Raw genomic sequence first — 26,176 nt, forward strand, 5'->3', positions numbered from 1 at the left:
TGCCGGGCATCCGTTATGGCACTCTCAAATATTTTACTTTAACCCATTGTCTTTATTATAATTCTGGCGGAGGGAGTGGGATTCGAACCCACGGAGGACTTGCATCCTCGCCGGTTTTCAAGACCGGTGCCTTAAACCGCTCGGCCATCCCTCCAGCGCCTGCTCTATGCTTGAAGCCGTGAGGATTTTCAAGTCGGGTCGGGCAGGGGGGAGTGAAATCAGCGTCCGGTAATGTGGCGACCATTCAAAAGGCCATAATCTTGCCCGGTTCGCGCCATAGTCGCTTAACTGGCTTGTAAGCAATTCCAGTGCATGAAGAGTGCTGGAAATGTTCGATCCGGGTTCGCATTTTGGGGATGCACGGTTCGAAAGCTTTAGTGACTACACCGAGTACCGGGGGCCTTTCACGTATGACCTTGTCGCAGCGCCGCTTTGTTCCACGCGCAACGAGCGCCGTGATTCTGGCGGTGGCGTCAGCGTTTCTGGCCAGTTGCGCCGCGCCGCAGCCCAAGGCGATGGTTCGGGTAAAGAAGACCGAGACGCGCTCCAAGGAATACTTTGCCGAATCCGCCTATGGCGTCAAAGCCAGCCCGCGCGTCACGAACCAGCGCTCGCGCCTGCCGCGCGGCGGTGGCCGCGACCAGACCGGCAAACCCTATAAGGTGGCTGGCAAATGGTACTATCCCAAGGAAGAAAAGAATTATCGCAAGATGGGTGCTGCCTCCTGGTATGGCGATGCCTTTCATGGCCGGCTGACCGCCAATGGCGAGATCTACGACATGACACATCTGACGGCAGCGCACCCAACGATGCCGCTGCCAAGCTATGCGCGGGTGACCAATACCAAAAACGGGAATTCGGTGATCGTGCGTGTCAACGACCGCGGACCTTATGCCCATGACCGCGTGATTGACCTGTCCCGACGGGCCGCCGAACTTTTGGATTACACGCATGCCGGCACCGCCAAGGTCGAAGTCGAATATGTCGGTCGTGCACCGCTGGATGGCCGCGACGAGCAGTTTTTGATGGCCTCTTACAATCCGGGCAACCGTGCGACAGATCCATCTGTCGGGATGCCTACAGGGGTTATGATTGCCATGAATGGCCCAACCCCGAGCCTCGGAGTTTCTGGTGAACCGCAGGCCCGAGCTTTCCCGGGTACGCTTTCTGACCAAGCGCCGGTTCCCGCATTCGCGCCAGCCAACGCTGCAAACGACATCGGTCTTCCATCGCTTGGCCCGGTCGCGCCCGAGCGGCCGGTCGAGACGCTCGGTGCACCGCCGCAACAGCTTGCGCTCGCTACAATGTCTTACGCAGATGAGGGTGTTGGGCGCGCAGCCAGCGCCTTCTCTGCCTTCGCGTCACCACCGGAAAACACCGATTGGAAGAAGCGAGCCTCTGTTGCTGTCTCTTTCGAGCCCTACGTGGCGGCTGGCACTTTTGCCAACCAGAGCGAGGCGCTTGCCATCCAGCGTTTTCTGGTCGGTCAGGCGCGTGTGACAATTGAAAAATCTCGCGAGGGCGGGGCCGACTGGTTCACCGTCAGTGTGTATCCTGACGGGCATTTAGGCCTTGACGCGTTGCTGCAAACAGCTTGGGCCCACGGCGCGCCGGATGCCATTGTGGTGCGCGACTAAGCCCCACGTTGATCCCTTGGCGTTTCAGCGGCTATCATGCCCCTGGTGAGGATGGATGTCGGTGCTCATTGGTGCGACGGCACCGGTAAAAAGGGGAGGGGCCGCATTCCGGACATTCTGGAAGGCGCTTCAGACATGTAAAGTGACAGAGTTTTCCGTATCATGTTACGCCCGCCGCACCGCATTGTTGGCGTTGTGCTTCATCGGGTCGGTTTTCGCCGTTGCACCGGCCAATGCCCAACTCTTCGAGACCAAAGCCGCCCAGGCCTTCATGGTCGATGCTGAAACCGGCACGGTGCTCTTTTCCAAAGATCCCGATGCGCTGATCCCGCCCGCATCGCTGGCAAAACTGATGACCATGGAAGTGGTCTTCAATGCAGTGCGTTCGGGCCGGCTGTCGCTCGACGATGAATTTCCGGTCTCGGAAAACGCCTGGCGTACCGGCGGCGCCGCCTCAGGCGGCTCCACCATGTTTGCAAAACTCAAATCCTCGATCCGTCTTGAAGACCTGATCAAGGGCGTTGTCGTGCAGTCGGCCAATGATGGTTGCATCATCATCGCCGAGGCGATGGCCGGCACGGAAGAGAATTTCGCCACGCTGATGACGGAGCGCGCGCGACAGCTTGGTATGACAAAATCAGTGTTCAAGAATTCGACCGGCCTGCCGGCCGAGGGCCAAGTGGTGACAATGCGCGAACTGGCCATGCTTGCCGTTCGTATCTGGCGCGACTATCCCGAATTCTATAAATATTACAGCCTTCCCGATTTCACCTGGAACAAGATCACCCAGCGCAACCGCAACCCGCTGCTGTCGATGGATATCGGAGCCGACGGCATGAAGACCGGTTTCACCGAAGCGTCCGGCTACGCCATCGTCGGCTCAATCAACCGGGACAGCAAAAGGCTCTTTGCCGCCATGAGTGGCATGGCAACCGAGCGCGAACGTGCCGAGGAATCGCGAAAGATGCTCGAATGGGGCGTGCGTGCCTTCGAGAAGAAGGAGTTGTTTGCAGCCGGAGCGACAGTCGGCGAGGCAAAGCTCTACGGCGCGGAAAAAGCCGATCTGCCGCTGATGGCCAAAGGCCCGGTCGCCATTTTCGTGCCGATCACCAACAAGGACAGGCTGGTCGCGCGCATTGTCTATCAGGGCCCGCTGGTGGCACCGGTGGAGGCCGGCACGCAGGTTGGATCGCTCAAAGTCTGGATCGGTGACACGCTCAGCCAGGAAACACCGCTCTATGCAGCAGAAAGTGTCGGCAAAGGCAGTCTCAAACAACGCTCGTTCGATGCTGTCGAAGAATTGCTGGTCGGCTGGCTAAGGTAGACTTCGCAGACCGCAAAAAACGGGGTGTGGAAATGCATGCGCCCGGCCTGTCGACGCCGGGTAGACCTTTGCCGCCGTTGCGCATAGGAAACGAGCGTCATGAATCGCGGATTTTTCATTACATTCGAGGGCGGCGAAGGGGCCGGCAAGTCGACACAGATCGCCAGGCTGGCGACGCTGCTGCGCGGCCGCGGTCTTGACGTTTTGGTCACCCGTGAACCAGGCGGTTCGCCGGGCGCTGAGGCTGTACGCCACGTGCTTTTGTCGGGTGCGGCAGAGCCTTTCGGCCCGAAAATGGAAGCGATTTTGTTTGCCGCCGCGCGATCTGACCATGTCGAGCAGTTGATCCGGCCGGCAGTGAGCGAAGGTAAAATCGTTTTGTGCGACCGCTTTCTGGATTCCTCACGCGTCTATCAGGGCGTTACCGGCGATATTGATCCGGCCTTCATGGCTGAACTTGAGGCTGTCGCCATCAACGGCATGATGCCGGACCTGACGCTGATCCTTGATCTTGATCCGGCAGAAGGTCTGCGCCGGGCCACGGCGCGCCGCGGCGCTGGCGCAGCGGACCGGTTTGAAAAGGAAACGCTTGCCATTCACCAGCGCCGTCGCGACGCATTTCTGGCCATTGCCGATGCCGAACCTAAGCGTTGCGCGGTCATCGATGCCGCTGCTGCACCGCAAGAGGTGGAAAAGGCTGTAGCGGCGGCGGTAGTGACCGCGCTCGATCGCACCAGGCAGCTTGCGCCTGACGGGACAAGATCATGATATTCGAAAGGCGCGCGCCTGAGCAGTTCGACTCCATAGAGGGAGTGCCGGAGCCATCGGAAAACCCGCGTCTTGTCGGCCACGCCGAGGTAGCCGCCATGCTGGCTAGTGCATACCGCGTCGGAAAACTGCCGCACGCGATCCTGCTCGCCGGACCATCGGGGATCGGCAAGGCAACGCTGGCTTTCCACCTGGCCCATCATCTGCTGCGCCACCCTTCCAGCGCACAGGCGCCGAGTGAGTTTTCTCCACCCGATCCCGCTTCATCTTTGTCGCGACAAATCGCCAGCGGCGCGCATCCTTCGGTGCTCCATCTCACCCGCCCGGCAAATGACAAGACCAAGGGTTATAAGTCCGTCATCACCGTCGACGAGGTGCGCCGGGTCAGCCGTTTTCTGTCGATGACCTCGCATGACAACAGCTACCGTGTCGTTATCGTGGACACTGCTGATGACTTGAACACCAATGCGGCCAATGCCTTGCTGAAAAATCTCGAAGAACCGCCGTCACGCACGATTTTTCTCTTGATCACCCATTCCATCGGCCGACTTTTGCCTACCATCCGCTCGCGCTGCCAAACGGTCTTGATGCAACCGCTGAGCGCGGCGGACATGTTTGCGGTGCTGGAGGGATTCAATCTCTCCCTGACCGGAACGGCCGACAAGCGTGCAGCGCTCGCCGCGCATGCTGGCGGCAGCCCGCGCAATGCCATCCACCTGACCCAATATGGCGGACTGGAGATTGCCTCGGCCATAGAAGCACTGGCGTATGCGCCGGCCATTGATATCGCACAGGCGCACCGCTTGGCCGATGCAGTTGCCGCACGAGACCAGCAAGCCCAATTCCAGTTCTTCAACCGCCATGTGCTCGATATCGTCACGCTCGCTGCCAGCGAGGCTGCGCGGGCATCAAACCTGGCGCGGGCAGGGCGTCTGTCGGCCTTCTGGCAGCGCGCCACTGAGACCATGCGCGAAGCCGAAACTTACAATCTCGACAAGAAGCAGCATGTTTTGGGTACGCTTCACAGTCTGCATGCTGCAATGCGCGGCTGAACAGGCAGGGCTACCCTTTTGGATGGCATTCAGTCGCCCGATGCGCTATTGACCGCGAGCTTTTTCAAACCTTGATTGTTCTCACAGCCGGTTCAAATGTCTCGCGAAAAATTCTATATCACCACGCCGATCTTCTATCCCAATGGCAAGCCGCATATTGGCCACGCCTACACGGTGATCGCGACCGATGCGATGGCGCGCTTCCAGCGCCTTGACGGCAAGGATGTTTTTTTCCTGACTGGCACCGATGAGCACGGTCTGAAAATGCAGCAGACGGCAGACCAAGAAGGCATCAAGGCGATTGAGCTGGCCGACCGCAATTCGGCGATCTTTCGCACGATGGACGAAGCGCTGGGCAGTTCGCATGACCGTTTCATACGCACCACCGAACCTGACCACTATGCCGCCTCGCAGGCGATCTGGAAACGTATGGCCGAAAACGGCGATATTTATCTCGATAGCTACAGCGGTTGGTATTCGGTGCGTCAGGAAGCCTATTTTGACGAGAAGGAAACCACGCTTGGTGACGATGGAATCCGACGCGAGCCGCTCGGCTCGCCGGTGGAGTGGAACGAGGAGGAAACCTATTTCTTCCGCCTCTCGGCCTATCAGGATAAACTTCTCGATCTGTTTGAAAAGAATCCCGACTTCGTGCGGCCGGCGGAGCGTCGCAACGAGGTTTTGAGTTTCATCAAATCTGGCCTGCGCGACCTTTCCATTTCGCGCACTACGTTCAATTGGGGTGTGCCGGTTCCGGGCGACGAAAAGCACGTCATGTATGTCTGGGTCGATGCACTGACCAACTACCTCACCGCAGCCGGTTTCCCCGACACCCAAAGCGATCAGTGGAAATTCTGGCCAGCAACCCATATTGTCGGTAAGGACATTGTTCGCTTCCACGCAGTCTACTGGCCTGCCTTCCTGATGTCGGCTGGAATCGAGCTCCCCACGCGCATCTTTGCCCATGGGTTTCTCTTCAACCGGGGAGAAAAAATGTCGAAATCGGTCGGCAATGTTGTCGATCCGTTTGCGCTTATAGAGGCCTTCGGGCTCGACCAGGTACGTTATTTTTTCCTGCGCGAAGTGCCTTTTGGCCAAGATGGTAGCTATACGCACGATGCCATCGTCAACCGCACCAATGCCGACCTAGCGAACGATCTGGGTAATCTGGCCCAGCGCTCGTTGTCGATGATCGCCAAAAATGTCGGCGGCGTGGTACCCGCGCGTGGCCCGGAAACTGACGCCGACAATGCTATTTTGACGATGGCGACTGATGCTTTGGGGAGCGCGCGAAAGGCTATGGCCGATCAGGCGCCGCACCACGCGCTGGCCGCTATTTTCGGCGTGGTGGCGGAAGCCAACCGCTATTTCGCCGGTCAGGAGCCGTGGGCGTTGAAGAAGACCGACCCAGCGCGCATGGAGACGGTTCTCTACACCACGGCGGAAGTCATCCGCCGCGTTGCACTTCAGTGCCAGCCCTTCATTCCTGGCTCCGCCACAAAGCTGCTCGATATGCTTGCCGTCTCTGCCGACGCACGCAATTTCGAGCACGTGGACGCAGCACACAGCCTGGTGTCTGGAACGCCGCTTCCAGCTCCTACTCCGGTCTTTCCACGCTATGTAGACCCGGTCGACACCGCAACGAACGGCTGACGCACGGAAGAGGGCAACAGGATGCTGGTCGACAGTCACTGCCATCTCGATTTTCCGGATTTCGCCGAAGAACGCGATGCCGTGGTGACGCGCGCGCTGGCCGCCGGCGTCGGTCGCATGGTCACAATTTCAACCCGCGTCAAACGCTTTGCCGGGATACTCGAGATCGCTCAGGCTTACGACGAAGTCTTCTGTTCGGTCGGTACCCACCCGCACAATGCGGCTGAGGAGCCGGACGTAACTGCAAACGAACTGGTGACGCTATCCGAGCATCCAAAAGTGGTGGCGATTGGCGAGGCCGGCCTCGATTATTTTTACGATAAAGCGCCGCGCGATCTGCAGGCAGCGGGCTTTCGTCGTCACATCGAGGCGGCGCGCCGGACCGGTCTGCCGCTGGTCATTCATGCGCGCGATGCCGATAACGACATGGCACAAATCCTCACCGAGGAGAGCGGGAAGGGAGCGTTTCCGTTCATTCTCCATTGCTTTTCCTCGGGCCGCGCGCTCGCCGAAACGGGCGTAGAGCTGGGCGGCTATATTTCGTTCTCGGGCATTTTGACGTTCAAGAATTCGCAGACATTGCGCGATATCGCCAAAGACGTGCCGCACGACCGCCTACTGGTCGAGACTGACGCGCCGTATCTCGCGCCGCCACCACACCGGGGCAAACGCAATGAACCGGCCTATGTGGCGCATACGGCAGCGGTTCTTGCAGAGACACTCGGCCTCACCGGCGCTGAGATCGCCAGCATCACCACCGATAATTTCTTTCGTCTTTTCAAGAAGATGCAGCCGCCCGCTGCGACCGGAGGCTAAAACCTTGGCGGCGCGCCTGAGGTTTACGCTGCTCGGCTGCGGTTCTTCGCCCGGCACGCCGCGTATTTCCGGCGACTGGGGCGCGTGCGACCCCAAAAACCCGAAAAATAGGCGTACCCGCGCTGCCGCGATGGTCGAGCGTGTGGCCGAAGATGGCGGCATCACGCGTGTTGTCATTGATACCGGCCCAGATTTTCGCGAGCAAATGCTTGCAGCCGGTGTGTCGCGCCTCGACGCTGTCATTTACACCCATCCGCATGCCGACCACATCCACGGCATCGACGATCTACGCGGTTTTGTCATCGAGCAGCGGCGATTGATGGATGTTTTTGCCGACCAGCCGACGCTGCTGCGAATGCGCGAGGCGTTTGGCTATTGCTTCGAAACGCCGTTTGGCAGCTCCTATCCGCCCATTTTACGCGCTCACACGATCGACCACACGCAGCCGATCAGCGTTGAAGGAGAGGGGGGAACCCTCACCTTCACGCCGCTTCCACAGATCCATGGCGACATCATTTCTCTGGGTTTTCGCGTCGGCGGTCTAGCCTATTGCCCCGATGTCAGCAGCTTCCCGCCGCCAACCATTGACCGGCTCGAAAATCTCGATGTTCTGATCATCGACGCTCTGCAATACCAGCCGCATCCGAGCCATCTTTCTCTCGATCAGGCGCTGGAATGGATCACACGCATTGGTGCAAGCCGCTCAATCCTGACCCATATGCATGTGCCGCTCGATTATGAGACGCTGCGCGCGCAACTGCCCGAAAACGTCGAGCCGGGGTTTGACGGTCAGGCTTTTGAGCTCCCGTTATAAAGTCCAACAATTCCATAGCTTTGGTCGGATAATTTAAATATGAGGAAAAGCTAAAATTATGGCTGGAAGCATCGATCGGGTTATCACAGCTGCGGCCGCAGCGGGCCTCGAGATCGAAGTCCAACGGATGGGCGCATCGACGCGCACGGCGCAGGAAGCGGCAGAACAATGCGGCTGTGATGTCGCACAAATCGTCAAATCGCTTATCTTTCGCGGTGAAACGAGTGGCAAACTTTTTCTGTTCTTGGTGTCGGGCATCCACCAGCTGGATCTTGCCAAGGCCGCAGCACTGGCCGGCGAACCGCTGACGCGTGCTGATCCACGCCAGGTCCGTGACGAGACCGGTTTTGCCATCGGCGGTGTTGCACCCATCGGTCATCTCATCGCAATGCCGACGTTTATGGACGAGACCTTGCTCAACTACGCCGCTGTGTGGTCCGCCGCCGGTGCCCACGACGCAGTGTTTTCAGCCGCACCAGACAGGCTTCTCATCGCTGCAAAGGCCAAGGCGGCATCACTGGAAGCCTGTGCTTGCACGGCCTAAGCTACAATGCTTAGTTCCATAATCTATCTTATGCGACTTACGTGTGTGCTCGCCTGCGGCATACATCAGCTGCGACACGCCGAGCGCGCCGGTTCGATGAAAAGCGCAGCGATCACAAACGGCATCGTCAAGGGCGGAAATATCTGCAACCATTGCATCGACGGAAATCCCGGACTTTGAAGGACCACACATGCATATCCGCACGATGAGCACCCTGGACTGCAGCAAATTCCTCGAGACACAGCGGCTTGGCCACCTCGCCTGCACGATGAATGACAAACCCTACGTCGTTCCCATCTATTTCGCCATCAAGGGCACCCATCTCTATTGTTTTTCCATGCCCGGCAAGAAGGTCGATATCATGCGTCAGAACCCGCATGTGGCGATGGTAGTGGAATCCTTTTCTGACCACCGTGAATGGAAGAGCGTGCACATAGAAGGCCAGTTCGAGGAGTTGCCAGACCGGATTGGGTCAAAAGTCGAACGCGAGCACGCTTGGACCATGCTGAGCAAATTTGCGAATTGGTGGGAACCCGGCGGTATAAAGCCGGATACACAACCCGTCGCGGACCACTCCGCGCACCTTTTCTACCGTATCGTTATTGGCGAAATGACAGGCCGTGAATCGGCGGCCTGATAATCATAGCGATGCAACGCCCTCACCCGGAGAGCTTTACACATGCACCACTCGTTCCTGGGATTTCCCTCTCGGTTACCGGATAACAACGCGCCACGAGCTGTAATCTTCTCTGCGGGCCACGGCACGACCTATCCCGGCAAGGACAGCCAGCCCTATGCCCTGGGCGCAAGTGCCATACGCACGGCCAGCCTGGCCGACGCCGGGTTCGTGGGTAACTGGGACTTCGATCTTGGCGGCCCGCTGTTTGACGGTAGCGCACCAAGCGTCATAGACTTTGGCGAAGTGCCAACGACGATGCACGACAATGAAGGCAACCGGAGCCGGATAGAGGCGCAAACTCGCTCAGTTCTGGGTGCTGCTGCCGTTCCGATCCTGCTTGGCGGCGATGATTCCGTGCCAATTCCCTTTCTCTCCGCCTTTGCCAACCACGGGCCTGTGTGGGTCTTGCAGATCGACGCTCATATCGACTGGCGCGACACGGTAGACGGTGAACGCTTCGGCTATTCCAACCCGATGCGGCGTATCAGCGAAATGCCCCATGTGGCGGGCATCGTGCAGGTCGGCATGCGTTCGGTGGGCAGCGCAAGCAACACCGAGTTGGAAGCGGCCCTCGCCTATGGCAGTCATATCATCACCGCGCGGGAAATTCACAGCCACGGCGTTGACGCCGCACTCAACCACATCCCGCTAGACGCCAAAGTGGTGATCACGCTGGATTGTGACGGACTTGATCCGAGCATTATGCCAGGAGTTGCTGCGCGAACCCCTGGAGGCCTGACCTATACGCAGGCCATCGATTTGATAACCGGCGTTGGAGCGCGCGCAAAAATCGCAGGGTTCGATCTGGTCGAGTTTTTCCCGCCGGCCGACCACAACGGGGTGACTGCCCTCACCGCCGCTCGTCTGATCGTCAACGCCGTCGGAACCATAGTTAGGCAAGCCTGGTGATGGTTTCGGGGCGGTGAAGCGCAGTTGTAGCGGTTTTCGTAGAAATTGAACAGAAACCGGCATAGGCCGCCACTGCGTGACGCCTCACGGCAAAAGTATGTCTCGCAGCGCGGTTGTTTAAGTCCGCTGCAGAGCTACATGCACACCCAGCCCCACAAGTATTGTGCCGCCAATCCCCTGAACCAGCTTTTGCACACCACTGGATCGTTTCACTTTCTTAATGATGAGCCCTGCAAGCAGGACGCACAGGACATCTGCGAAAGTGAATATGGCGTTGACTGCAGTTCCTAGGATGGCGAGTTGCGCCCACACAGGAAGACTGGCGGTAGCATCGACGAACTGCGGGAGAAAAGCCAAAAAGAAGATTGCAGTCTTGGGGTTCAAAACCTCCACGGCGATGCTTTCCATGAACGCCTTTCGCGCCGACCTCGCTGGCGGAGTGGAGAGATCGTCTGCGTTTGCACTCTGCGTCCTGAACAGGCAAATACCGAGCCAGATGAGGTAGATTGCACCTGCCAGCTTGACGACGGTGTATGCCATGGGAACAGCATGAAAGAGTACAGATAGCCCAGCGGCGGCCGCTACAATATGAACGTAGGCCCCAATATGGATGCCCAATACCGCCATGAATCCTGCCTTGCGGCCGCCAGCCATCGTGCGAGCTGCCGCGTAAAGCATAGCCGGCCCTGGAATGAAGGCGAACACCCAGGTGGTAATTGCAAACGCAAGCAGAACTTCAAAGGTTGGCATCCAACAATTCCTTTTGTGACGACATCTAAGAGATCAAGGGCGTTCTCCTGACAATCCAATCTTTGGCATATGGCGGCATTAGAGCAAGACCGCGCCCTGAATTATTCCAACAAACCCCAGTCTGATGCGACGGTCGTCGTTGATTATCTCGCCTCGCTCACCCGGCCGGATGATGATAGCGCCATTCCTGCGTGCGGCCGCCATAGCCATAGGCCTCGGCGCGGACATCCTGCACGTAAATGTAGCTTTCCTCGTGAAGCGTGCCGAGCAGCTTTGAAAGACCATCGAAGGCGGCGCTGACATAGCGCGCTTTCTCATCCTTGGTGTTGGTGCCGTCGGTGATCTTGACATCAAAATAAACACTCTTCTGGCCCTGCTCCGCCAGACTTTTCCCACCGGCGAACCAATCGCGTGGGTCGACATAGTCAATCGCAATGGCGGTCACTGCGGGGTTCTTACCCAGGATACTGGCGGTGAGTTCCGTCAGCAGATCAGTGATGGCTCGGGTCAGGTCGTCTGACCGGTTACCGCTGACCTTTACATTCAAGATTGGCATCGTTTTCGCTCCGGTTATAATTAGCTATGCAACTATATAGGTGATCGTTACTCGACCGCGTCTGCTATTCCGCGCGCCCGCGTCACAAATTCCATGAACGGATCATCCCCAAGCTGCCTTTTCAGACGTTGGGTCACCGCGCCGCTGGCCAGGTTCAGGCCATCTTGCAGCGCCCTTCCCGCCACCGTTGGCTGTATCTCACATTCTCTTCCATCAGTTTTGGTCGCATGGCGCGTGACCAGCCCCTTTGCTTCCAGCCCGTCCACCCCCCGCGTCGCTGTCGCGCGCGCAATCTTGAGGGTATCAGCAAGTTCGCCCTGCAGCATTGCTGGCTCGGCCAACACGGCACGCAACATGAATGCTTGCGACGGCGTCAGGCCAAACGGCCGGAAAGCCTCAGTCCAGATACGCTCAAGGCGCCGCCCGAGCGCCTGCGTGTTGAAATAGATGCAACCATCAAACATACGGACTCATATAGCAGAACTATTTGCATATACAAGCATTTTGCTTTGCAACGCCTATCGACGGTGCTAAGGCAGTACCCGATCAGAGAAAGCTCGTTGAACGACCTCCGCCCCACTCCCGTGGGGCGAAGGTTAGTCACACCTCTAACTTTTTAAGGACTACCTTCAGCCTGAGGTAGATCAGGGGCAGATACGCAGTCTATGTTACTGCCGTATTCAACCCTCGACCGCCCAGAGTAAGGCACCACTCGGCGTAGCGGGTGCCCACCCCAGGGTAGACGAAGTGTGCGGCAGGATGCAGCGCCAGATCTTCCCTTTCTCGGATGAAAGCGTCACAAGGTCGCCAACCAAATAATGTGTGTTTAACACCCATTCATTGTGCTCGCTCTCAGCTTCCCTGGTGGACACACTTAACACATTGCTCGGTATGGAGAGCTCGCCACGTTCATCCCTTGCGGCAGCAAAGTAGCGAAACGGAGTGCTCGGTGGGAGCAATTCGTCCACATAGGAAAGCTCATGTCCGCTGAGCGAGGCGATCTCCTGTCCTTCCCGATAGAGCTTGTACTCAGCAATGGGAGATGAACTGCTGGCCGCCCCCCACATGAGGCTAATGCTCGTGGAAGTCTGCCCCATGCTGTGTAGGTTAAAGGGCGGTGTTGGTCCATTTTCAGCCGCTGGCGTTTTCACCAAAATAGCAGGACTTGGTGCCGAAATATTCCCTTCGCTGTCGACGGAGCAGATCGAATACGTATAATGCGCGTTTGGCGACACACCGTAATCAATCCAGTTCAATTCGGTTGCCGAGGTCTCCACGATAATGGCGCCATTGCGTGCTATCCGATAATGGATGATCGGATGATTTCCGGTAGAAGGGCTCCAGCTGAGCCCCACGCGGTCGCCACCCACTTCGTTTGCACGAAAATCTTCTGGAACCGTCGGCTCCTTTTCTCCACCGGAGTCAGTGAAGTTGAGATCGATGACATGGTAGAATGCGTTGCCGGTGTCAGCTACTTCCCAGACCGCAAGCAGGACATGGTAGCCGCTGCGGCGGGGGAGACGCATTGAATGTGTCGTCGGAGATACGGGGGTAAGGCCTTCGGTATGCTCCCAATAAGGCTGTAGATTCAGCTGTGCCACATAAAATGGCTCCGGCTCGAACTGCTCTCGCGACAGCGGTTTTGAGGGATCCCAGTTTTCCTTGGTAAGAAAATAATTCCACCGTCGGCTTCTATGATTTGCGGTGTAATTCCAGGAAACACTAAACGCGTCGCCGTTCTTTATTTCATTTTTCTGCCAATCCGTGCCCGGCTGATCCAAAAAACTACCCGTGCCTTGACCAGCGCTCGCTATCTTTCCGTCCGGTGGCGGGGTCGCGCTAGGAGAATCCGTTGGCGCGTCAGCGTCGGGAAGTCCTCCCATCACTTTTGGGAAAAATTTTCCTGCCTCTCGCTGGTTTAAAGCCCCCTCGTCCAGGTTTCCTGCAAGCCAGGCAAGATAGGCGCGGGACGGGGGTGAAAATACGTGCCCATGGCGGGGAGCAACTCCAGGTACCAGGCTATCAACGGTTTTTGTCAACATTGTCTTTCCAAAATGAATGAGTTGGGGAAATGGATTCGAGGTTGGCGTGTGATCACATTCGCATCCATAAAGTCGTTGCTAAATCCGGCGTCCAGCTCGGTTCGGAGGTGTGCTGCATTACGCAGACATAGCTCATCTCCAGGTATCGAACCTGGGCGTCGTCTGGGTACCAGCTGCCCGCAATCCAGGCAGGATGGACAATCTCTCCGGGTAGCGTTCGCACACGCAGTACCGGGCTAAGGTCAGAGCTCTGACCTTGATCGTCGATGGCGCTGACTTGATACGCATATTCTGTATTGGGATCGAGACCGCTGTCGAAGTAAGGAGGCTGCCGCCCGTTTCCGATACCAACGCCATCGCGATAAAGGTTGTATCGGGTGATCGGATGCCCGCTTTGTGAGGAAGTCCAGGTGAGCCAGATTGAGCGCTCGGTCTGGTTGGTTGAAGTCAGATCCTGTGGCACGCCAGGCTTTTCCGGCTGCGGGATTTCGCTGTCTGCCAAATAGCCGTAGCGCTTTACGAATTCCCAATCGTACTCCACGCCGTCTTTGGTGCGACCGGCATCCCAATTTACAGACCAGGTCATGACGCCCTTAATGGGCAGGCCAGAATCCTCCAGCCGCTTCAGTGCATTTTTGACGTCATTGGGGTCAATCACGTAGCCCGTGGCAGCAGCGTCGTTGTTGGTCGGGATGCCGATCACAAATTTTTCAGGAGGTATGTGGACGAATTCCCTACCGTCTTCGCTCACAATACTTTTGGTAAGATGGTATAGAAACTCCTCTTTCAAAGAATCATTATCTTGAGAAACCCATCCTAGCCCCTCAACATACACACCATCTCCGCCTTGGTTATAGTATTGTGGCGCAATGAAATCGTATTCCTCTTCGAGGGCAGTGATGTATGGAGCATAACTACCTCCCAATCGGAGATGAGGGAATTCAGGCGCCATACTGATGATGAAATATCTCCCTTCTGCTTCGAAGTGATTTTTTACAATAAGCAAAGCTTTAGGAATGACGGCACTATTTTTACCGGCAGAGATAGCAGTTTGTTCCAGATCAATATCGAGCCCCTCGAACCCGTAACGGTTTGCGAGTTCGATAATTCGGTCTGCCAAGGGTTGCTCGTCTCCGTCATGCAACTCGATCTGCGCATCCGCGCCCCCGAGGGAAATCAACACGTTTCGACCCTGTGATTTCAAGGTGTTAACCTGAGCGAGAAATTCCGCATCAGTGCCTTTGTGGGGCTTGAACGATGGAATGTGATCACTCTGGGGGTCCAGAACTTTCATGAAGGCAACCGCAACGACGTTGTACTGAAGCGGAATATCCGCGAGCGACAGGTTTCCGAAGAAACCCTGCCGATAACCGCTTCCATTCGGTCCGTTTTCGAACCAGTTGTGCCAAAAACCCATAACGATCTTTTTGGTTGCGATCCTGTCACGCTGATTATTTTGCTTTGTCGGTCGTTTCACCTTTGTCCATCCAATCTTGAAATAGTTGAGGAGTGTGGAGCGATGCGCCCAATAAAATGGCGTAGCTTCCTATAGGCGCTTTCAATAATTTTATACTTTAATCTACATTCAACATTAAGTTGTTGTTGGTTGCAGGAATAATGTATATTTGGACGGAGAGCATTTTCGCATAATCGCCGCACTACCGAGTGTTTGACCGTCTACTGGTGCAAAACAGAAAAACTGGGCTAGGTGGAAACGACACAACGGACCTTCCCATGAACCCAACCACCCCTTCCCGAAACATCGGTCGTCTACTCGAGATCATGCGCGCGCTGCGCACCCCGGTGATTGGCTGCCCCTGGGATGTCGAGCAGACCTTTGCGACCATCGCGCCGTATACGATCGAGGAAGCCTATGAGGTAGCCGACGCGATTGAGCGCAAGGATCTTGATGATCTGCGCGATGAGCTCGGCGACCTGTTGCTACAGGTCGTCTTTCATTCACGCATGGCTGAGGAGGAACGGGCATTCGACTTTGGTGATGTTGTAGAGGCGATCACGACGAAGATGATCCGCCGGCATCCGCATGTGTTTGGCGATGAGCAAGCCCGCGCGGCCGGTTCGGCCAAGGGCATGTGGAACGCCATCAAGGCGGACGAGAAGGCGGAAAAGCGCGAGAAGCGCCTTGCCCGCGGACTGCCGGCCGAAGACAGCGGGAACGGCTTTCTGGACAGTGTTCCCGTCGCCCTGCCCGGCCTTGTCCGAGCGTTGAAGCTTCAACAGAAGGCGGCCGAGGTCGGTTTTGACTGGCAGGAGGCGGCGCCTATCCTCGACAAGATCGAGGAGGAAATCGGCGAATTGCGGGAAGCCTTGGACCAGGGTGACCGGGCCGCGATGCAGGATGAATTCGGCGACGTGCTGTTTGCGCTGGTTAATTTCGGTCGCCATCTGGGGATAGAGGCCGAAACCGCGCTGCGTGGCACCAATGAGAAATTTCGCGCGCGGCTGCATCATGTCGAGCGCTCGCTTGATGCTCAGGGGAGCAGCCTCAAGGCTGCAAGCCTGGATGAGATGGAAGTGCTCTGGCAAGCAGCCAAGAACAAAGACTGATTTTTCTTCAGTAGTCGCTCGGCGAGAATGTGTCGAACCACCAAGCGTGCGGCAAACCTAAGACGCGCCGCCCAACTTGGTCTCGATTTCCGCGCGTGCCGATTCCGTGGCGCGCAGGACAACAGAGATTCCACCATCCTCGTTATCGACCCGTGAAGTCACATCGCCGTTGCGGTAGAGCCAGTCGATCAGGCCAAGCTGATCGGGTCTAAGCGTGATGGCAATGTTTTCAAGCTCACCTGACACCCGAGATTCTATTACCGATACCAGCGCCGAAATCCCCTCTCCGCTGATTGCAGAGATGGCGACGGGCGGCGTGTTGCTGTCTCCTCCCCTATCGGACAACAGGCGCTCGCGGTTGGCATCGTCAAGCTGGTCTATCTTGTTCCATACCTCCAGAACGTGTTCGCCACTCGCGGCATCGACACCCAGATCTGCAAGAATTTTTTCCACATCTTCGGCCTGCGCTGCGGTATCAGGATCAGAAATGTCGCGCAGATGTATTACCAGGTCGGCTTCCACCACCTCTTCCAGCGTAGCCCGAAATGCTGCCACCAGATGCGTCGGCAGATCAGAGATAAAGCCGACAGTATCAGAAAGGATCACCGGAGTGCCGTGCGGCAGGCGCACACGCCGTAGCGTCGGATCAAGGGTTGCAAAAAGCATGTCTTCGGCCAGCACCGAAGCGCCGGTCAGTCGGTTAAAGAGCGTTGATTTTCCAGCGTTGGTGTAGCCGACGATTGCAACCACAGGAAAAGGAACTTTGCGTCGTTTGGCGCGGTGGAGATCGCGCGTGCGGCGCACCGTTTCGAGTTCGCGCTCCAGCTTGATGATCTTGTCCTGCAGCGCGCGTCGGTCAGATTCAATCTGGGTTTCGCCTGGCCCACCCAGAAAGCCGGCACCGCCGCGCTGACGTTCCAAGTGGGTCCAGCTGCGTACCAGTCGGCCCTTCTGATAGTTGAGATGGGCGAGGTCAACCTGTAGCGTACCTTCCTTGGTGCGCGCGCGTTCGCCAAATATTTCCAGAATGAGACCGGTACGGTCCAGCACTTTGACATCAAGCGCTTTCTCGAGGTTGCGCTGCTGTACCGGTGTCAGAGGATGGTCGACAATAACCAGATCGGCGTGCTGCTCTTTTACAATCTCCGCAAACTCTTCGACCTTGCCGGAGCCGAGCAAGGTAGCTGGGCGCGGAGCCGCAATGTTCACGATAGCACTGTGGATAGGGTCGAGGTTGATAGCGCGGGCAAGGCCGACAGCTTCGTCGTGTCGTGCTTCGGGCGAACGTGTGAGCCTGGGGCGGCGGACAGAACCGCTGTCGTCCGACCGCTCCCTGGTGAGGATCGGCACAATGATGATAGCGCGGCCCGTTGCGCCGCGCTCCCCGGTTCTGTCAGAGTGTGTATCTGGCGCTTCGCGCCCGGTCTTGTCCGTTTTGGCCAATCAAGCGTCCCGGACTGCTTCCTCGCCATCAAACATCTGAACCGGCTGGCTCGGCATGATGGTGGAAATGGCGTGCTTGTAGACAAGCTGTGAATGACCATCGCGGCGCAAAAGCACGCAAAAATTATCGAATGACGTGACAACTCCGGTGAGTTTGACGCCATTGATAAGGAAGATTGTAAGTGGGTTCTTGCTCTTGCGAACTGAGTTCAGGAACAAATCCTGAAGGTTTTGCGACCGTTCCGCCATTTTTCTTTTCTTTCGCCTGTCCCCTGGGCGACGCATCCAATGCGCCAAAATAATACGCGTGTGTCAAGCAAACAAAACACACCCCTGTCGCTTCCGAACAACAGGTAACACCCAAATAACCTATGTCTGTTCTGCGCAAGCGGTTATCAGGATTGCGTTTTTTCCGCAATCTCAAAAAACGCCTGCCGAAGCGTCAGCGTCAATGATCCGGGGTGCCCGTTGGCGACCGACGTGCCGTCTATGGTGACCACGGGCATGGCAATCGTCGTCGCGGAACTGATGAACGCTTCGCGCGCGGCTTTCGCCTCATCTAGTGAAAAAGGCCGCTCTTCTATCTTCAGGCCCAGTTTTTTCGCCACATCAAACAGTGTTGTGCGGGTAATGCCACGCAAAATGCCATGTTCGGCCGGTCGCGTTACCAAAACACCATCTTTGGTGACGATCCATGCGTTGGAAGAACCGCCCTCCTTCACATTGCCGTTATCATCGACAAACCAGGCTTCTTGCGCGCCCTCTTCCTTGGCTTTTTGTTTAGCCAGCACATTGGGCAACAGGCCAACAGACTTGATATCGACCCTGTCCCAGCGGTTTTCAGGAACAGTGATTACGCTGATTCCCTTTTCAGCACGCTTTTCCATAAACGACGGATCAACCTTCTTAGCGGTGATCACAAGCGAAGAAGCTACGTCGTCTGGAAATACAAAATCACGGCTTGCAACGCCGCGCGTCACCTGCATGTAGACCAGCCCGTTGAACACGCGATTGCGCCGGACTACTTCACGCAACACGAGCTCCATCGGCTTGCGTGCCATCGGCCAGTCGATCTTCAATTCAGATAGCGAACGCGCCAGACGATCAAGGTGACGGGTCATGTCGACGATGTAGCCGCGCGCGACCTCGCATACTTCATAGACGCCATCGGCAAACTGGTAACCGCGATCCTCGATGTGGACAGCAGCATCAGCGTGGCCAACGTATCGGCCGTTTACATACGCAATGCGTGGCATTTGATCCCTCGTAAGCTACGACTGTCGTGTAAAAACTCAGACCCCGAGCGATTTCAGTTTCCGATGTAGCGCGGAACGTTCCATACCAATGAACTCAGCCGTGCGCGAGATATTGCCACCGAAGCGGTTGATCTGGGCCAACAGATATTCCTTTTCAAACATTTCGCGCGCCTCTCGCAGCGGCAGCGCCATGATGTGTTGATCCGACTGGTTTGGCGCGCGCGGCATGACATCGCCGATTTCGGACGGCAGCAAATCCGCGCTGATCGGCGTCTCCACATCGTCGCCACGCGCCAATATCATCAGCCGCTCAATGTTGTTGCGCAGCTGGCGCACATTGCCTGGCCAGTTGTGCGCCTGCAGCACGGCCAGCGCATCGTCACCGATGCGCCTTGGCTTGATCCCGGCCTGTCGGCCTATTTGCTTCATGAAATGGTCGACCAGGAAGGGAATGTCTTCGCGTCGCTCGGCGAGCGCGGGCACCATCACGGGCACCACCGCCAGCCGGTGGTACAGGTCTTCGCGAAACCGTCCCTCTGCAATCATGCCTTCCAGATTCTGCGCAGTCGACGAAATGATGCGCACATCGACCTTCACCCGCTTGGTGCCGCCGACCCGCTCAAAAGTCTGTTCGACCAGTACGCGCAGAATTTTCGACTGGGTCTCCCTCGGCATGTCGGCGATCTCGTCGAGATAGAGGATGCCGCGGTGGGCCTCTTCCAGCGCGCCGACTTTTCGTTCACCGCCATTCGATTCGGTACCGAAAAGCTCGATCTCCATACGCTCGGGCGTGATGTTTGCGGCATTGACGGTCACGAATGGACCAGCCTTGCGTGATGACAGCGCGTGGATTGCACGTGCGGCCAGCTCTTTGCCGGACCCGGAGGCCCCAATGATCATCACGCGGCTGTTGGTCGGCGCTACCCGGTCTATGGTCTGCCGCAGCTGGTTCATCGCCGCCGAATTGCCCACCAGGTCAAAATTCTCGCCGCTGCGCTGTTTGAGGTCCGAAACCTCGCGCCGCAACTTTGAGGTCTCGAGTGCGCGCTCGGCGATCAGAATCAGGCGGTCGGTCTTAAACGGCTTTTCGATGAAATCGTAGGCACCGCGCCGGATCGCGGAAACGGCGGTCTCGATTGTGCCGTGGCCCGAAATCATCACCACCGGCAGGCCGGGATGCATAATCTTGATCTGGTCGAGCAACGCCAGACCGTCGAGCTTGGAACCCTGTAGCCAGATGTCAAGAAACACGAGTCGCGGCACCCGGTCGGCGATGGCTGCCAGCGCGCTGTCGCTGTCAAAGGCCGTTCGTGTCTCATGGCCTTCGTCGCTCAGGATGCCGGCAACAAGTTCGCGGATATCTTCTTCGTCATCGACGATCAAAATGTCAGATGCCATCGGGAACCTTCTCACTTGCCTTGTCTTGCGGTAAACGGGCCGGCGCTGCGGTTGCTGCCGGTACAAAGATCGAAACCATGGCGCCCTGCCCGGCGTGGAAATCGGCTGGTGCGTCGTGCAGCTCGAGCTTGCCCCCGTGGTCTTCGACGATCTTCTTGACGATCGCCAGGCCAAGACCTGTGCCTTTTTCACGCGTTGTCATATAGGGCTCGAGCAGTCGCTGGCGGTTTTCGCGGGGCAATCCTTTGCCATTGTCGATAACATCGACGCGGATCATGGAACCCTGCCGCGCGGCGTGAACCTTGATCATGCCCTGCGTACCGTCGGTGCGCTCCGCGCCATCGATGGCCTCGGCTGCGTTCTTTATAATATTGCCAAAGGCCTGCGACATCAGTCGACTGTCAAATGTTCCCGTCAGCGGTTCGCTGCCAAAGGCGCGCTCCAGCTTGATATCGGCACGGCTTACCTCGACCAGGAAAGACGCCTCGCGCAACGGGTCGCGCAAATCCAGCTTTTGCATGTCAGGTTTGGGCATCCGGGCAAACGACGAGAATTCATCGACCATACGCCCGATATCCTCGACCTGTCGGATGATCGTATCGGTGCACTGATCGAAAATCTCGCGGTCTTCGGTGATAACCTTTCCGAACCTCCGCTTGATGCGCTCTGCCGAGAGCTGGATCGGCGTCAGCGGGTTCTTGATCTCATGGGCGATGCGGCGCGCGACATCGGCCCAAGCGCTGGTGCGCTGTGCCTGCACCAGGTCTGTAATATCGTCGACTGTCACGACGTAGGATTTATCGTCGATTTCAGTCTCTTCCTCGACGGTCACCTGCACGTTGAAGGTCCGTTCGGCCCCGGTCCGATAAAATGTTACTTGCTCGCGGTAGACGGGGCGACCCGACTTGCGACCAATTTCCAACACCCGGCCAACATGCGGGAGAACCGCGGAAAGATTCTGGCCGACAGCACTGGCGTCCGAAATTCCCAGCATGGTGACCGCAGACCGGTTCACGATGGTGACGATGCCATGCGAATCGACGCCGATGACGCCTGCCGTGACACCTGCAAGCACTGCCTCGGAAAATCTCCTGCGGTCGTCGATCAGATCTTTGGCGCTTACTAGTTCGTTGCGCTGGGTCTGCAATTGTTGGATCATCTTGTTGAACGTATCGGCCAATGAGCCGACATCGCCATCTGCCTGTCGCACCGGCACCTGCACGTTGAGATTGCCCGTTGAAACCTCGTCGGCCGCACCTATCAGTTGGCGGATCGGCCGCACCAGCCGGTCGGCAACCGCGATGCCTGTCCAGATTGCCGCCAGCACCACGATCAGCGTCAGACCAAGATAAAGAAGCGCAAAAGCGAGCTGCGTGGTCGGACGCGACGCTTCCAGGTTTCTGTATTCATCCGTGTTGGAGCGCACGATCTGACGTGCCTTGATCACCTCCGGATCCACCAGCCGGATGGTGTAGAGATAGGCATCCGGAATTTGCCTGAGTTTGACGATTGCGCCGACGATGTTTCGGCTGCGTGGTTCAATCAGCACCGGCTGTTCGTCGGTTGCCGACCGGATCCAGTCATCGGGTATTTCGGGGATGGGGAAATCAACCTTGGTGTCTGCTGTTGCCACCATCGAGCCATCGGCGCGCACAACGGCGGCGTGCGCCAGCCCTCGCCCTATTGCCTGGCGCGTAATCAGGTCGCGAAAGCCGGTGCGGTCAAGATTGTAGAGAGAGCGTGCCTCGTCGAGCGTGTAGGCCATCGAAAGCGTCGTGTTCTGCAGCGTGCGACCATTTTCCTGGACATAGGCCTCAGCGATCGACAACGACGAGTTGATGATCGTCTTGGTGCGAATCTCGAACCAGCGGTCGAGCCCGATATCCAGGGTGATCGACGCCACCACAGCGACCAGAATTGCGGGGATGGCTGCGACCAAAGAGAACATCATGACGATGCGCACATGCAGTCGCGATGCCGCTTTGCCACGCCGGCGGGCCATCAGGATGCGGTGTGCCTCACGCACGATAAGCGCGATCAACAGCAACACAAAAAGTGCGTTGACGGCGATGACGAACAGCGTTGTGCGTTCGTTAGGCGACACATAAGGTTCAGCGCCGCCGAGCAGAATGACGAAGGAAATTGCCGCAGTCAGCACAGCGCCGGCCACAGCAATCACGCCAGGCAGAGCCATCAGCCGGCGCGTCTCGCCGCCGGAATGGGGAAATAGAGGCGCCTCAGCCTGGGTTTCAATCGTCATTGCATCTCTGAAAGGCCGCAAATACCGTTGCATCTATGCAACGCATTGTGGCGATTCTGCAACAAAACTGTGTTTGCTAAAACTTTTGTCGCTGAAAATATCAGGCTTTGGCGCCGCGATAGACATTGACTCCGAGCTCGCGGATTTTCTTGCGCAGCGTGTTGCGGTTCACACCCAAAAGCTCCGCTGCCTTGATCTGGTTGCCGCGCGTGGCCGTCATCGACGCCAGCACCAGCGGATATTCAACCTCGGTCAAAATGCGCTGATAAAGTCCCGGCGGCGGCAACTCCCCCTTGAACATCGCAAAATGGCGCTGGAGATAGTGTTCTAGCGCCTGGCCGATGGACAGGTCGTCCGGCAACGTACCGCCGCCAGTGGGCGGGGCAGCGTCGCCGGTACTCAGTTCCTGATCGATGATATCCGCCGAGATTTCATCTTGCGGGTAAAGCGCGGAAAGCCGCCGTGTCAGGTTTTCGAGTTCACGCACATTACCTGGCCACGGATAGCGCTTCATGAGTTCCATGCCGCCCGCCGAAATGCGCTTGGTCTGCAGACCTTCTTTCTCGATCTGCTTGAAGAAATGCCGCACCAGGTCGGGAATGTCCTCGGCCCGCTCACGCAGCGGGGGCAGGCGCAGAGGCACGACGTTCAGCCGATAGAAAAGGTCTTCGCGAAACAGGCCCTGATTGATCAGCGTGCGCAGGTCTTTGTTAGTGGCCGCCACAATGCGCACATCGGTCTTGATCGGAGTGCGTCCGCCCACGGTTGTGTATTCACCCTGTTGCAGCACGCGCAGCAACCTTGTCTGTGCTTCCATCGGCATGTCACCGATCTCGTCGAGGAACAAGGTGCCACCCTCGGCCTGCTCGAAGCGGCCGGTGGAGCGGTTCTGCGCGCCGGTAAACGCACCCTTCTCGTGGCCGAACAGTTCCGATTCGATCAGGTCGCGAGGGATAGCCGCCATGTTGATCGCCACAAAGGGACCCTTGCGGCGGCGTCCATAGTCATGCAGCGCGCTGGCCACCAGCTCTTTACCTGTGCCCGACTCACCGGAAATCATCACAGTCAGGTCAGTCTGCATCATGCGAGCCAGAATCCGGTAGATGTCCTGCATCGCGCCCGAGCGGCCAACCAGCGGCATCGCATCAGGATGCTCGTCGCTTCCCTTGTCGGTCGGTACGCGTTTCGGCTCGGACAACGCCCGGTTTACGATGGTCAACAGCTCGGTCAGGTCGAACGGCTTTGGCAGATATTCATAGGCGCCATTCTCCGAAGCACGGATGGCGGTCATGAACGTATTCTGCGCGCTCATGATGATGACCGGCAGTTCCGGTCTCGCCTTTTTGATCCGTGGCAGCATGTCGAAGGCATTGCCGTCGGGCATCACCACATCGGTGATCACCAGGTCGCCTTCGCCCGCCGCGATCCAGCGCCAAAGTGTTGCCGCGTTGGATGTCACCCGCACCTCATGACCCGAGCGTGACAAGGCCTGATTGAGAACCGTGCGGATTGCCGCATCGTCGTCGGCAACTAAAATATTTCCGCGAACACTCATTTATACTGTCCTTGAACCGGTGAGCCGGCAAAAGAAGGTTCCTTCCAGGCCGGCAGGAGAACGCGAAACGTGGTGCCACGTGGCGAGGAATCGCACTCGATCACACCGCCATGTTCGCCGACTATCTTTGCCACCAGTGCCAGTCCGAGGCCTGAACCGTTTTGCTTGGTGGTGATGAACGGATCAAACAGGATCGGCAAAATATCTTCCGGTACGCCGGGGCCATTATCGCGCACCGAGAATTCCAGCGGCAGTGACACGCGGGTTTGACTGCCAGGTACTGAAACCCGAATTCCGGGGCGGAACGCAGTGGAGAGAGTTATTTCGCCCCGTGGGTCAGAGCCAACCGCCTCGGCAGCATTTTTCACCAGATTAACAAACACCTGAATGAGTTGATCCCGGTTTGCATAGACCGAAGGCAATGATGGATCATAGTCTTCTAAAAACTTGATTCCCTTGGCAAAACCATTTTTCGCAATGGCTTTCACATGATCGAGAACGACATGGATGTTGACCGGGAATCGGTCGATCGGCCGCTCGTCGGAAAATACTTCCATGCGGTCGACCAGCGCGACGATGCGGTCGGTCTCGTCGGTAATCAGCCGGGTGAGAGCCCGGTCTTCGTCGGAGACAGCGGTCTCCAGCAATTGTGCCGCGCCACGAATTCCCGACAGTGGGTTTTTGATCTCATGCGCCAGCATGGCCGCGAGACCTGTCACCGAGCGCGCCGCGCCGCGATGCGTCATCTGGCGATCAATCTTGTCAGCCATCGAACGCTCCTGAAACATCGCAACAACCGACCCCGGCAGCTCGGGCACCGGCGCGACGTAGATGTCGACGATCTTTTCCACCCCCAGTTTTGGCGACGAAATATCAACCCGGTATTCGTTCACCGGCGCATGGCGTTCGCGCACCTGATCGACCAGCGTCAGCAGTGGACTGCCGAACGGCACAAACTTGTCCAGCGTTGAACGTGACAGCATGGCGGCACTTGCCCGGAAAAAGTCCTCAGCATCGGCATTGGCATAAGTGATGACGCTGTCCGGTCCGACCATGATTACCGGATGGCGGATCGTGTTCAGTACGATCTGCGCAGCGGCGGCGGGCGACACCGCAGATGCGGGAGCGGTCACCTTCATGCTGCGAACCTTGCTGGAGCCTGTTCAGTCAGAGCCTCACGCAGCGCGGCGATGATGTCGACCGGGCTTTCCCCGGTCATCACCGCGCGGCGCTTTTCGGCATCAATGGAAGGTGCATGCCGGTCCAGATACCAGCCCAGATGTTTTCGTGCTTGCCGCAGCCCGCTCTGGATGCCGTAAAAGGACAGCATCGCTTCATAATGCGTGACCACATAGGCGGCGATTTCGGCGCCGGTGCGCGGCACCCCCCAAACCTCTGCGCCTGACGCGCTGGCGATTTCGGCGGCGGCCCATGGCGCGCCATAACTTGCCCTGCCCACCATCACCGCTGCCGCGCCCGACATCGCAAGAGCCTCAGATGCCATGGTGGCGCTGGTGATGTCGCCATTGGCCACCACCGGGATCGATACCGCCTCGACCACCCGCGCAATGGCGCGCCAATCGGCTGCGCCCTTGTAGAACTGGCAGCGGGTGCGCCCGTGAACCGTGACCATTTTGACGCCCGCCTGTTCGGCGCGCAGCGCAAGGATCGGCGCATTAAGAGCCGCCTCGTCCCAGCCAAGCCGCATTTTTACCGTGACTGGAACGTCGACAGCGCCAATCACGGCCTCGATCAGCGCCAGCGCATGGTCCGGTTCCCGCATCAGCGCCGATCCGCAATAGCCTCCAGTCACCTTCTTTGCAGGGCAGCCCATATTGATATCAATGATGTCTGCGCCCTCTCCCGCTGCAATTCTTGCGGCCTCGGCCATGGCGACGGCGTCGCGTCCGGCCAGCTGGACCATGTGAACATCCACGTCGGACCGGCGGATTCGTCGGGCCGATTCAGCGCTGCCCTTTGCCAGTTCACCACTCGCCACCATTTCAGACACGACAAGTCCGGCGCCATGGCTGTGCGCCAGCGCCCGGAATGGCTCGTCGGTGATGCCCGACATCGGTGCCAGCAACACGCGGTTGCGAAGCGACACAGGCCCTACTGAAAGAGGTTGGTTGAGATTCAGATTTTCTAACAT

24 protein-coding genes and 1 tRNA gene are annotated in these 26,176 nt (G+C 57.7%); 11 read left to right on the forward strand and 14 right to left on the reverse strand.

Annotated elements, in window-relative coordinates:
• Positions 1 to 64: 64 nt before the first annotated feature.
• Positions 65 to 154, reverse strand: a tRNA-Ser gene (locus GA830_RS13990).
• A gap of 256 nt (positions 155 to 410) precedes the next feature.
• Between GA830_RS13990 and GA830_RS13995 the strand changes: the two genes are divergently transcribed.
• The 10 genes from GA830_RS13995 to GA830_RS14040 all read left to right on the forward strand — a co-directional run bounded on the left by GA830_RS13995 (position 411) and on the right by GA830_RS14040 (position 10,196).
• Positions 411 to 1,637: a septal ring lytic transglycosylase RlpA family protein gene (locus tag GA830_RS13995; RefSeq protein ID WP_195162430.1), complete on the forward strand. Its 1,227-nt coding sequence runs from the start codon at positions 411 to 413 to the stop codon at positions 1,635 to 1,637.
• 193 nt (positions 1,638 to 1,830) lie between these two features.
• Positions 1,831 to 2,961 (forward strand): D-alanyl-D-alanine carboxypeptidase family protein, encoded by a 1,131-nt coding sequence (locus GA830_RS14000; RefSeq protein WP_258045682.1) that lies wholly within the window; start codon positions 1,831 to 1,833, stop codon positions 2,959 to 2,961.
• A gap of 99 nt (positions 2,962 to 3,060) precedes the next feature.
• Positions 3,061 to 3,729 (forward strand): dTMP kinase, encoded by a 669-nt coding sequence (gene tmk / locus GA830_RS14005; RefSeq protein ID WP_195162432.1) that lies wholly within the window; start codon positions 3,061 to 3,063, stop codon positions 3,727 to 3,729.
• Complete coding sequence (locus GA830_RS14010) at positions 3,726 to 4,781, forward strand: DNA polymerase III subunit delta' (RefSeq protein ID WP_195162433.1); 1,056 nt, start codon at positions 3,726 to 3,728, stop codon at positions 4,779 to 4,781. Before tmk ends, GA830_RS14010 begins: the two co-directional genes overlap by 4 nt.
• 96 nt (positions 4,782 to 4,877) lie before the next feature.
• Positions 4,878 to 6,434 (forward strand): methionine--tRNA ligase, encoded by a 1,557-nt coding sequence (metG, locus tag GA830_RS14015; RefSeq protein ID WP_195162434.1) that lies wholly within the window; start codon positions 4,878 to 4,880, stop codon positions 6,432 to 6,434.
• A gap of 21 nt (positions 6,435 to 6,455) precedes the next feature.
• Entirely contained in the window at positions 6,456 to 7,250 is a 795-nt protein-coding gene (locus GA830_RS14020) for a TatD family hydrolase (protein ID WP_195162435.1), read from the forward strand.
• A 4-nt stretch (positions 7,251 to 7,254) separates the two neighbouring features.
• Positions 7,255 to 8,064 carry an MBL fold metallo-hydrolase gene (locus tag GA830_RS14025; protein ID WP_195162436.1) on the forward strand — a complete coding sequence of 270 codons (810 nt, stop codon included), beginning with the start codon at positions 7,255 to 7,257 and terminating at the stop codon, positions 8,062 to 8,064.
• A gap of 58 nt (positions 8,065 to 8,122) precedes the next feature.
• Positions 8,123 to 8,608 carry a YbaK/EbsC family protein gene (locus tag GA830_RS14030; RefSeq protein ID WP_195162437.1) on the forward strand — a complete coding sequence of 162 codons (486 nt, stop codon included), beginning with the start codon at positions 8,123 to 8,125 and terminating at the stop codon, positions 8,606 to 8,608.
• A gap of 205 nt (positions 8,609 to 8,813) precedes the next feature.
• A complete protein-coding gene (locus GA830_RS14035) occupies positions 8,814 to 9,245 on the forward strand; it encodes a pyridoxamine 5'-phosphate oxidase family protein (protein WP_258045437.1) in 432 nt (143 codons plus the stop codon).
• A 42-nt stretch (positions 9,246 to 9,287) separates the two neighbouring features.
• Positions 9,288 to 10,196 carry an agmatinase gene (locus GA830_RS14040; protein ID WP_195162439.1) on the forward strand — a complete coding sequence of 303 codons (909 nt, stop codon included), beginning with the start codon at positions 9,288 to 9,290 and terminating at the stop codon, positions 10,194 to 10,196.
• A 117-nt stretch (positions 10,197 to 10,313) separates the two neighbouring features.
• On the opposite strand, the gene GA830_RS14045 is transcribed toward GA830_RS14040, so the two are convergent.
• The 5 genes from GA830_RS14045 to GA830_RS14065 all read right to left on the reverse strand — a co-directional run bounded on the left by GA830_RS14045 (position 10,314) and on the right by GA830_RS14065 (position 15,021).
• A complete protein-coding gene (locus tag GA830_RS14045; RefSeq protein ID WP_195162440.1) occupies positions 10,314 to 10,946 on the reverse strand; it encodes a LysE family translocator in 633 nt (210 codons plus the stop codon).
• A 157-nt stretch (positions 10,947 to 11,103) separates the two neighbouring features.
• Positions 11,104 to 11,502 carry a tautomerase family protein gene (locus GA830_RS14050; protein WP_195162441.1) on the reverse strand — a complete coding sequence of 133 codons (399 nt, stop codon included), beginning with the start codon at positions 11,500 to 11,502 and terminating at the stop codon, positions 11,104 to 11,106.
• Between the two features lie 47 nt (positions 11,503 to 11,549).
• Positions 11,550 to 11,966 (reverse strand): MarR family winged helix-turn-helix transcriptional regulator, encoded by a 417-nt coding sequence (locus tag GA830_RS14055; protein WP_195162442.1) that lies wholly within the window; start codon positions 11,964 to 11,966, stop codon positions 11,550 to 11,552.
• Positions 11,967 to 12,182: 216 nt separating this feature from the next.
• Positions 12,183 to 13,544, reverse strand: coding sequence for a lytic polysaccharide monooxygenase (locus tag GA830_RS14060; protein WP_195162443.1), 1,362 nt, complete (start codon positions 13,542 to 13,544; stop codon positions 12,183 to 12,185).
• Between the two features lie 52 nt (positions 13,545 to 13,596).
• Positions 13,597 to 15,021, reverse strand: coding sequence for a glycosyl hydrolase family 18 protein (locus tag GA830_RS14065; protein ID WP_210330834.1), 1,425 nt, complete (start codon positions 15,019 to 15,021; stop codon positions 13,597 to 13,599).
• A 257-nt stretch (positions 15,022 to 15,278) separates the two neighbouring features.
• Between GA830_RS14065 and mazG the strand changes: the two genes are divergently transcribed.
• Positions 15,279 to 16,112 (forward strand): nucleoside triphosphate pyrophosphohydrolase, encoded by an 834-nt coding sequence (gene mazG / locus GA830_RS14070; RefSeq protein ID WP_195162444.1) that lies wholly within the window; start codon positions 15,279 to 15,281, stop codon positions 16,110 to 16,112.
• A 57-nt stretch (positions 16,113 to 16,169) separates the two neighbouring features.
• Here mazG and hflX read toward each other — a convergent pair whose 3' ends face one another.
• The 8 genes from hflX to dusB all read right to left on the reverse strand — a co-directional run bounded on the left by hflX (position 16,170) and on the right by dusB (position 26,176).
• Positions 16,170 to 17,555, reverse strand: coding sequence for a GTPase HflX (hflX, locus tag GA830_RS14075; RefSeq protein ID WP_195162445.1), 1,386 nt, complete (start codon positions 17,553 to 17,555; stop codon positions 16,170 to 16,172).
• On the reverse strand, positions 17,556 to 17,804 hold the full coding sequence (gene hfq / locus GA830_RS14080) for an RNA chaperone Hfq (RefSeq protein ID WP_195162446.1): 249 nt from the start codon (positions 17,802 to 17,804) through the stop codon (positions 17,556 to 17,558).
• Positions 17,805 to 17,950: 146 nt separating this feature from the next.
• A complete protein-coding gene (locus tag GA830_RS14085) occupies positions 17,951 to 18,811 on the reverse strand; it encodes a D-amino-acid transaminase (RefSeq protein WP_195162447.1) in 861 nt (286 codons plus the stop codon).
• 36 nt (positions 18,812 to 18,847) lie between these two features.
• On the reverse strand, positions 18,848 to 20,209 hold the full coding sequence (gene ntrX, locus GA830_RS14090) for a nitrogen assimilation response regulator NtrX (RefSeq protein WP_195162448.1): 1,362 nt from the start codon (positions 20,207 to 20,209) through the stop codon (positions 18,848 to 18,850).
• On the reverse strand, positions 20,199 to 22,469 hold the full coding sequence (locus tag GA830_RS14095) for a sensor histidine kinase NtrY-like (protein ID WP_195162449.1): 2,271 nt from the start codon (positions 22,467 to 22,469) through the stop codon (positions 20,199 to 20,201). The genes ntrX and GA830_RS14095 overlap by 11 nt, the downstream gene beginning before the upstream one ends.
• Positions 22,470 to 22,569: 100 nt before the next feature.
• A complete protein-coding gene (gene ntrC / locus GA830_RS14100; protein ID WP_195162450.1) occupies positions 22,570 to 24,024 on the reverse strand; it encodes a nitrogen regulation protein NR(I) in 1,455 nt (484 codons plus the stop codon).
• Positions 24,021 to 25,163 carry a two-component system sensor histidine kinase NtrB gene (locus tag GA830_RS14105; RefSeq protein WP_195162451.1) on the reverse strand — a complete coding sequence of 381 codons (1,143 nt, stop codon included), beginning with the start codon at positions 25,161 to 25,163 and terminating at the stop codon, positions 24,021 to 24,023. The genes ntrC and GA830_RS14105 overlap by 4 nt, the downstream gene beginning before the upstream one ends.
• A complete protein-coding gene (gene dusB / locus GA830_RS14110) occupies positions 25,160 to 26,176 on the reverse strand; it encodes a tRNA dihydrouridine synthase DusB (protein ID WP_195162452.1) in 1,017 nt (338 codons plus the stop codon). The genes GA830_RS14105 and dusB overlap by 4 nt, the downstream gene beginning before the upstream one ends.

The organism is Mesorhizobium sp. NBSH29, assembly GCF_015500055.1.
GTDB lineage: Bacteria > Pseudomonadota > Alphaproteobacteria > Rhizobiales > Rhizobiaceae > Neomesorhizobium.

What these genes read in the sequence shown, in the direction of transcription:
- GA830_RS14030 (WP_195162437.1), top strand. Translation starts at nt 8,123, where the DNA reads ATGGCTGGAAGCATCGATCGGGTTATCACAGCTGCGGCCGCAGCGGGC.
- GA830_RS14035 (WP_258045437.1), top strand. Translation starts at nt 8,814, where the DNA reads ATGAGCACCCTGGACTGCAGCAAATTCCTCGAGACACAGCGGCTTGGC.
- ntrX (WP_195162448.1), bottom strand. Translation starts at nt 20,209, where the DNA reads ATGGCATCTGACATTTTGATCGTCGATGACGAAGAAGATATCCGCGAA.
- hfq (WP_195162446.1), bottom strand. Translation starts at nt 17,804, where the DNA reads ATGGCGGAACGGTCGCAAAACCTTCAGGATTTGTTCCTGAACTCAGTT.
- GA830_RS14095 (WP_195162449.1), bottom strand. Translation starts at nt 22,469, where the DNA reads ATGACGATTGAAACCCAGGCTGAGGCGCCTCTATTTCCCCATTCCGGC.
- GA830_RS14020 (WP_195162435.1), top strand. Translation starts at nt 6,456, where the DNA reads ATGCTGGTCGACAGTCACTGCCATCTCGATTTTCCGGATTTCGCCGAA.
- GA830_RS14045 (WP_195162440.1), bottom strand. Translation starts at nt 10,946, where the DNA reads ATGCCAACCTTTGAAGTTCTGCTTGCGTTTGCAATTACCACCTGGGTG.
- tmk (WP_195162432.1), top strand. Translation starts at nt 3,061, where the DNA reads ATGAATCGCGGATTTTTCATTACATTCGAGGGCGGCGAAGGGGCCGGC.
- GA830_RS14105 (WP_195162451.1), bottom strand. Translation starts at nt 25,163, where the DNA reads ATGAAGGTGACCGCTCCCGCATCTGCGGTGTCGCCCGCCGCCGCTGCG.
- GA830_RS14060 (WP_195162443.1), bottom strand. Translation starts at nt 13,544, where the DNA reads ATGTTGACAAAAACCGTTGATAGCCTGGTACCTGGAGTTGCTCCCCGC.
- mazG (WP_195162444.1), top strand. Translation starts at nt 15,279, where the DNA reads ATGAACCCAACCACCCCTTCCCGAAACATCGGTCGTCTACTCGAGATC.
- GA830_RS14050 (WP_195162441.1), bottom strand. Translation starts at nt 11,502, where the DNA reads ATGCCAATCTTGAATGTAAAGGTCAGCGGTAACCGGTCAGACGACCTG.
- GA830_RS14085 (WP_195162447.1), bottom strand. Translation starts at nt 18,811, where the DNA reads ATGCCACGCATTGCGTATGTAAACGGCCGATACGTTGGCCACGCTGAT.
- GA830_RS13995 (WP_195162430.1), top strand. Translation starts at nt 411, where the DNA reads ATGACCTTGTCGCAGCGCCGCTTTGTTCCACGCGCAACGAGCGCCGTG.
- GA830_RS14055 (WP_195162442.1), bottom strand. Translation starts at nt 11,966, where the DNA reads ATGTTTGATGGTTGCATCTATTTCAACACGCAGGCGCTCGGGCGGCGC.
- metG (WP_195162434.1), top strand. Translation starts at nt 4,878, where the DNA reads ATGTCTCGCGAAAAATTCTATATCACCACGCCGATCTTCTATCCCAAT.
- GA830_RS14040 (WP_195162439.1), top strand. Translation starts at nt 9,288, where the DNA reads ATGCACCACTCGTTCCTGGGATTTCCCTCTCGGTTACCGGATAACAAC.
- GA830_RS14010 (WP_195162433.1), top strand. Translation starts at nt 3,726, where the DNA reads ATGATATTCGAAAGGCGCGCGCCTGAGCAGTTCGACTCCATAGAGGGA.
- ntrC (WP_195162450.1), bottom strand. Translation starts at nt 24,024, where the DNA reads ATGAGTGTTCGCGGAAATATTTTAGTTGCCGACGACGATGCGGCAATC.
- dusB (WP_195162452.1), bottom strand. Translation starts at nt 26,176, where the DNA reads ATGTTAGAAAATCTGAATCTCAACCAACCTCTTTCAGTAGGGCCTGTG.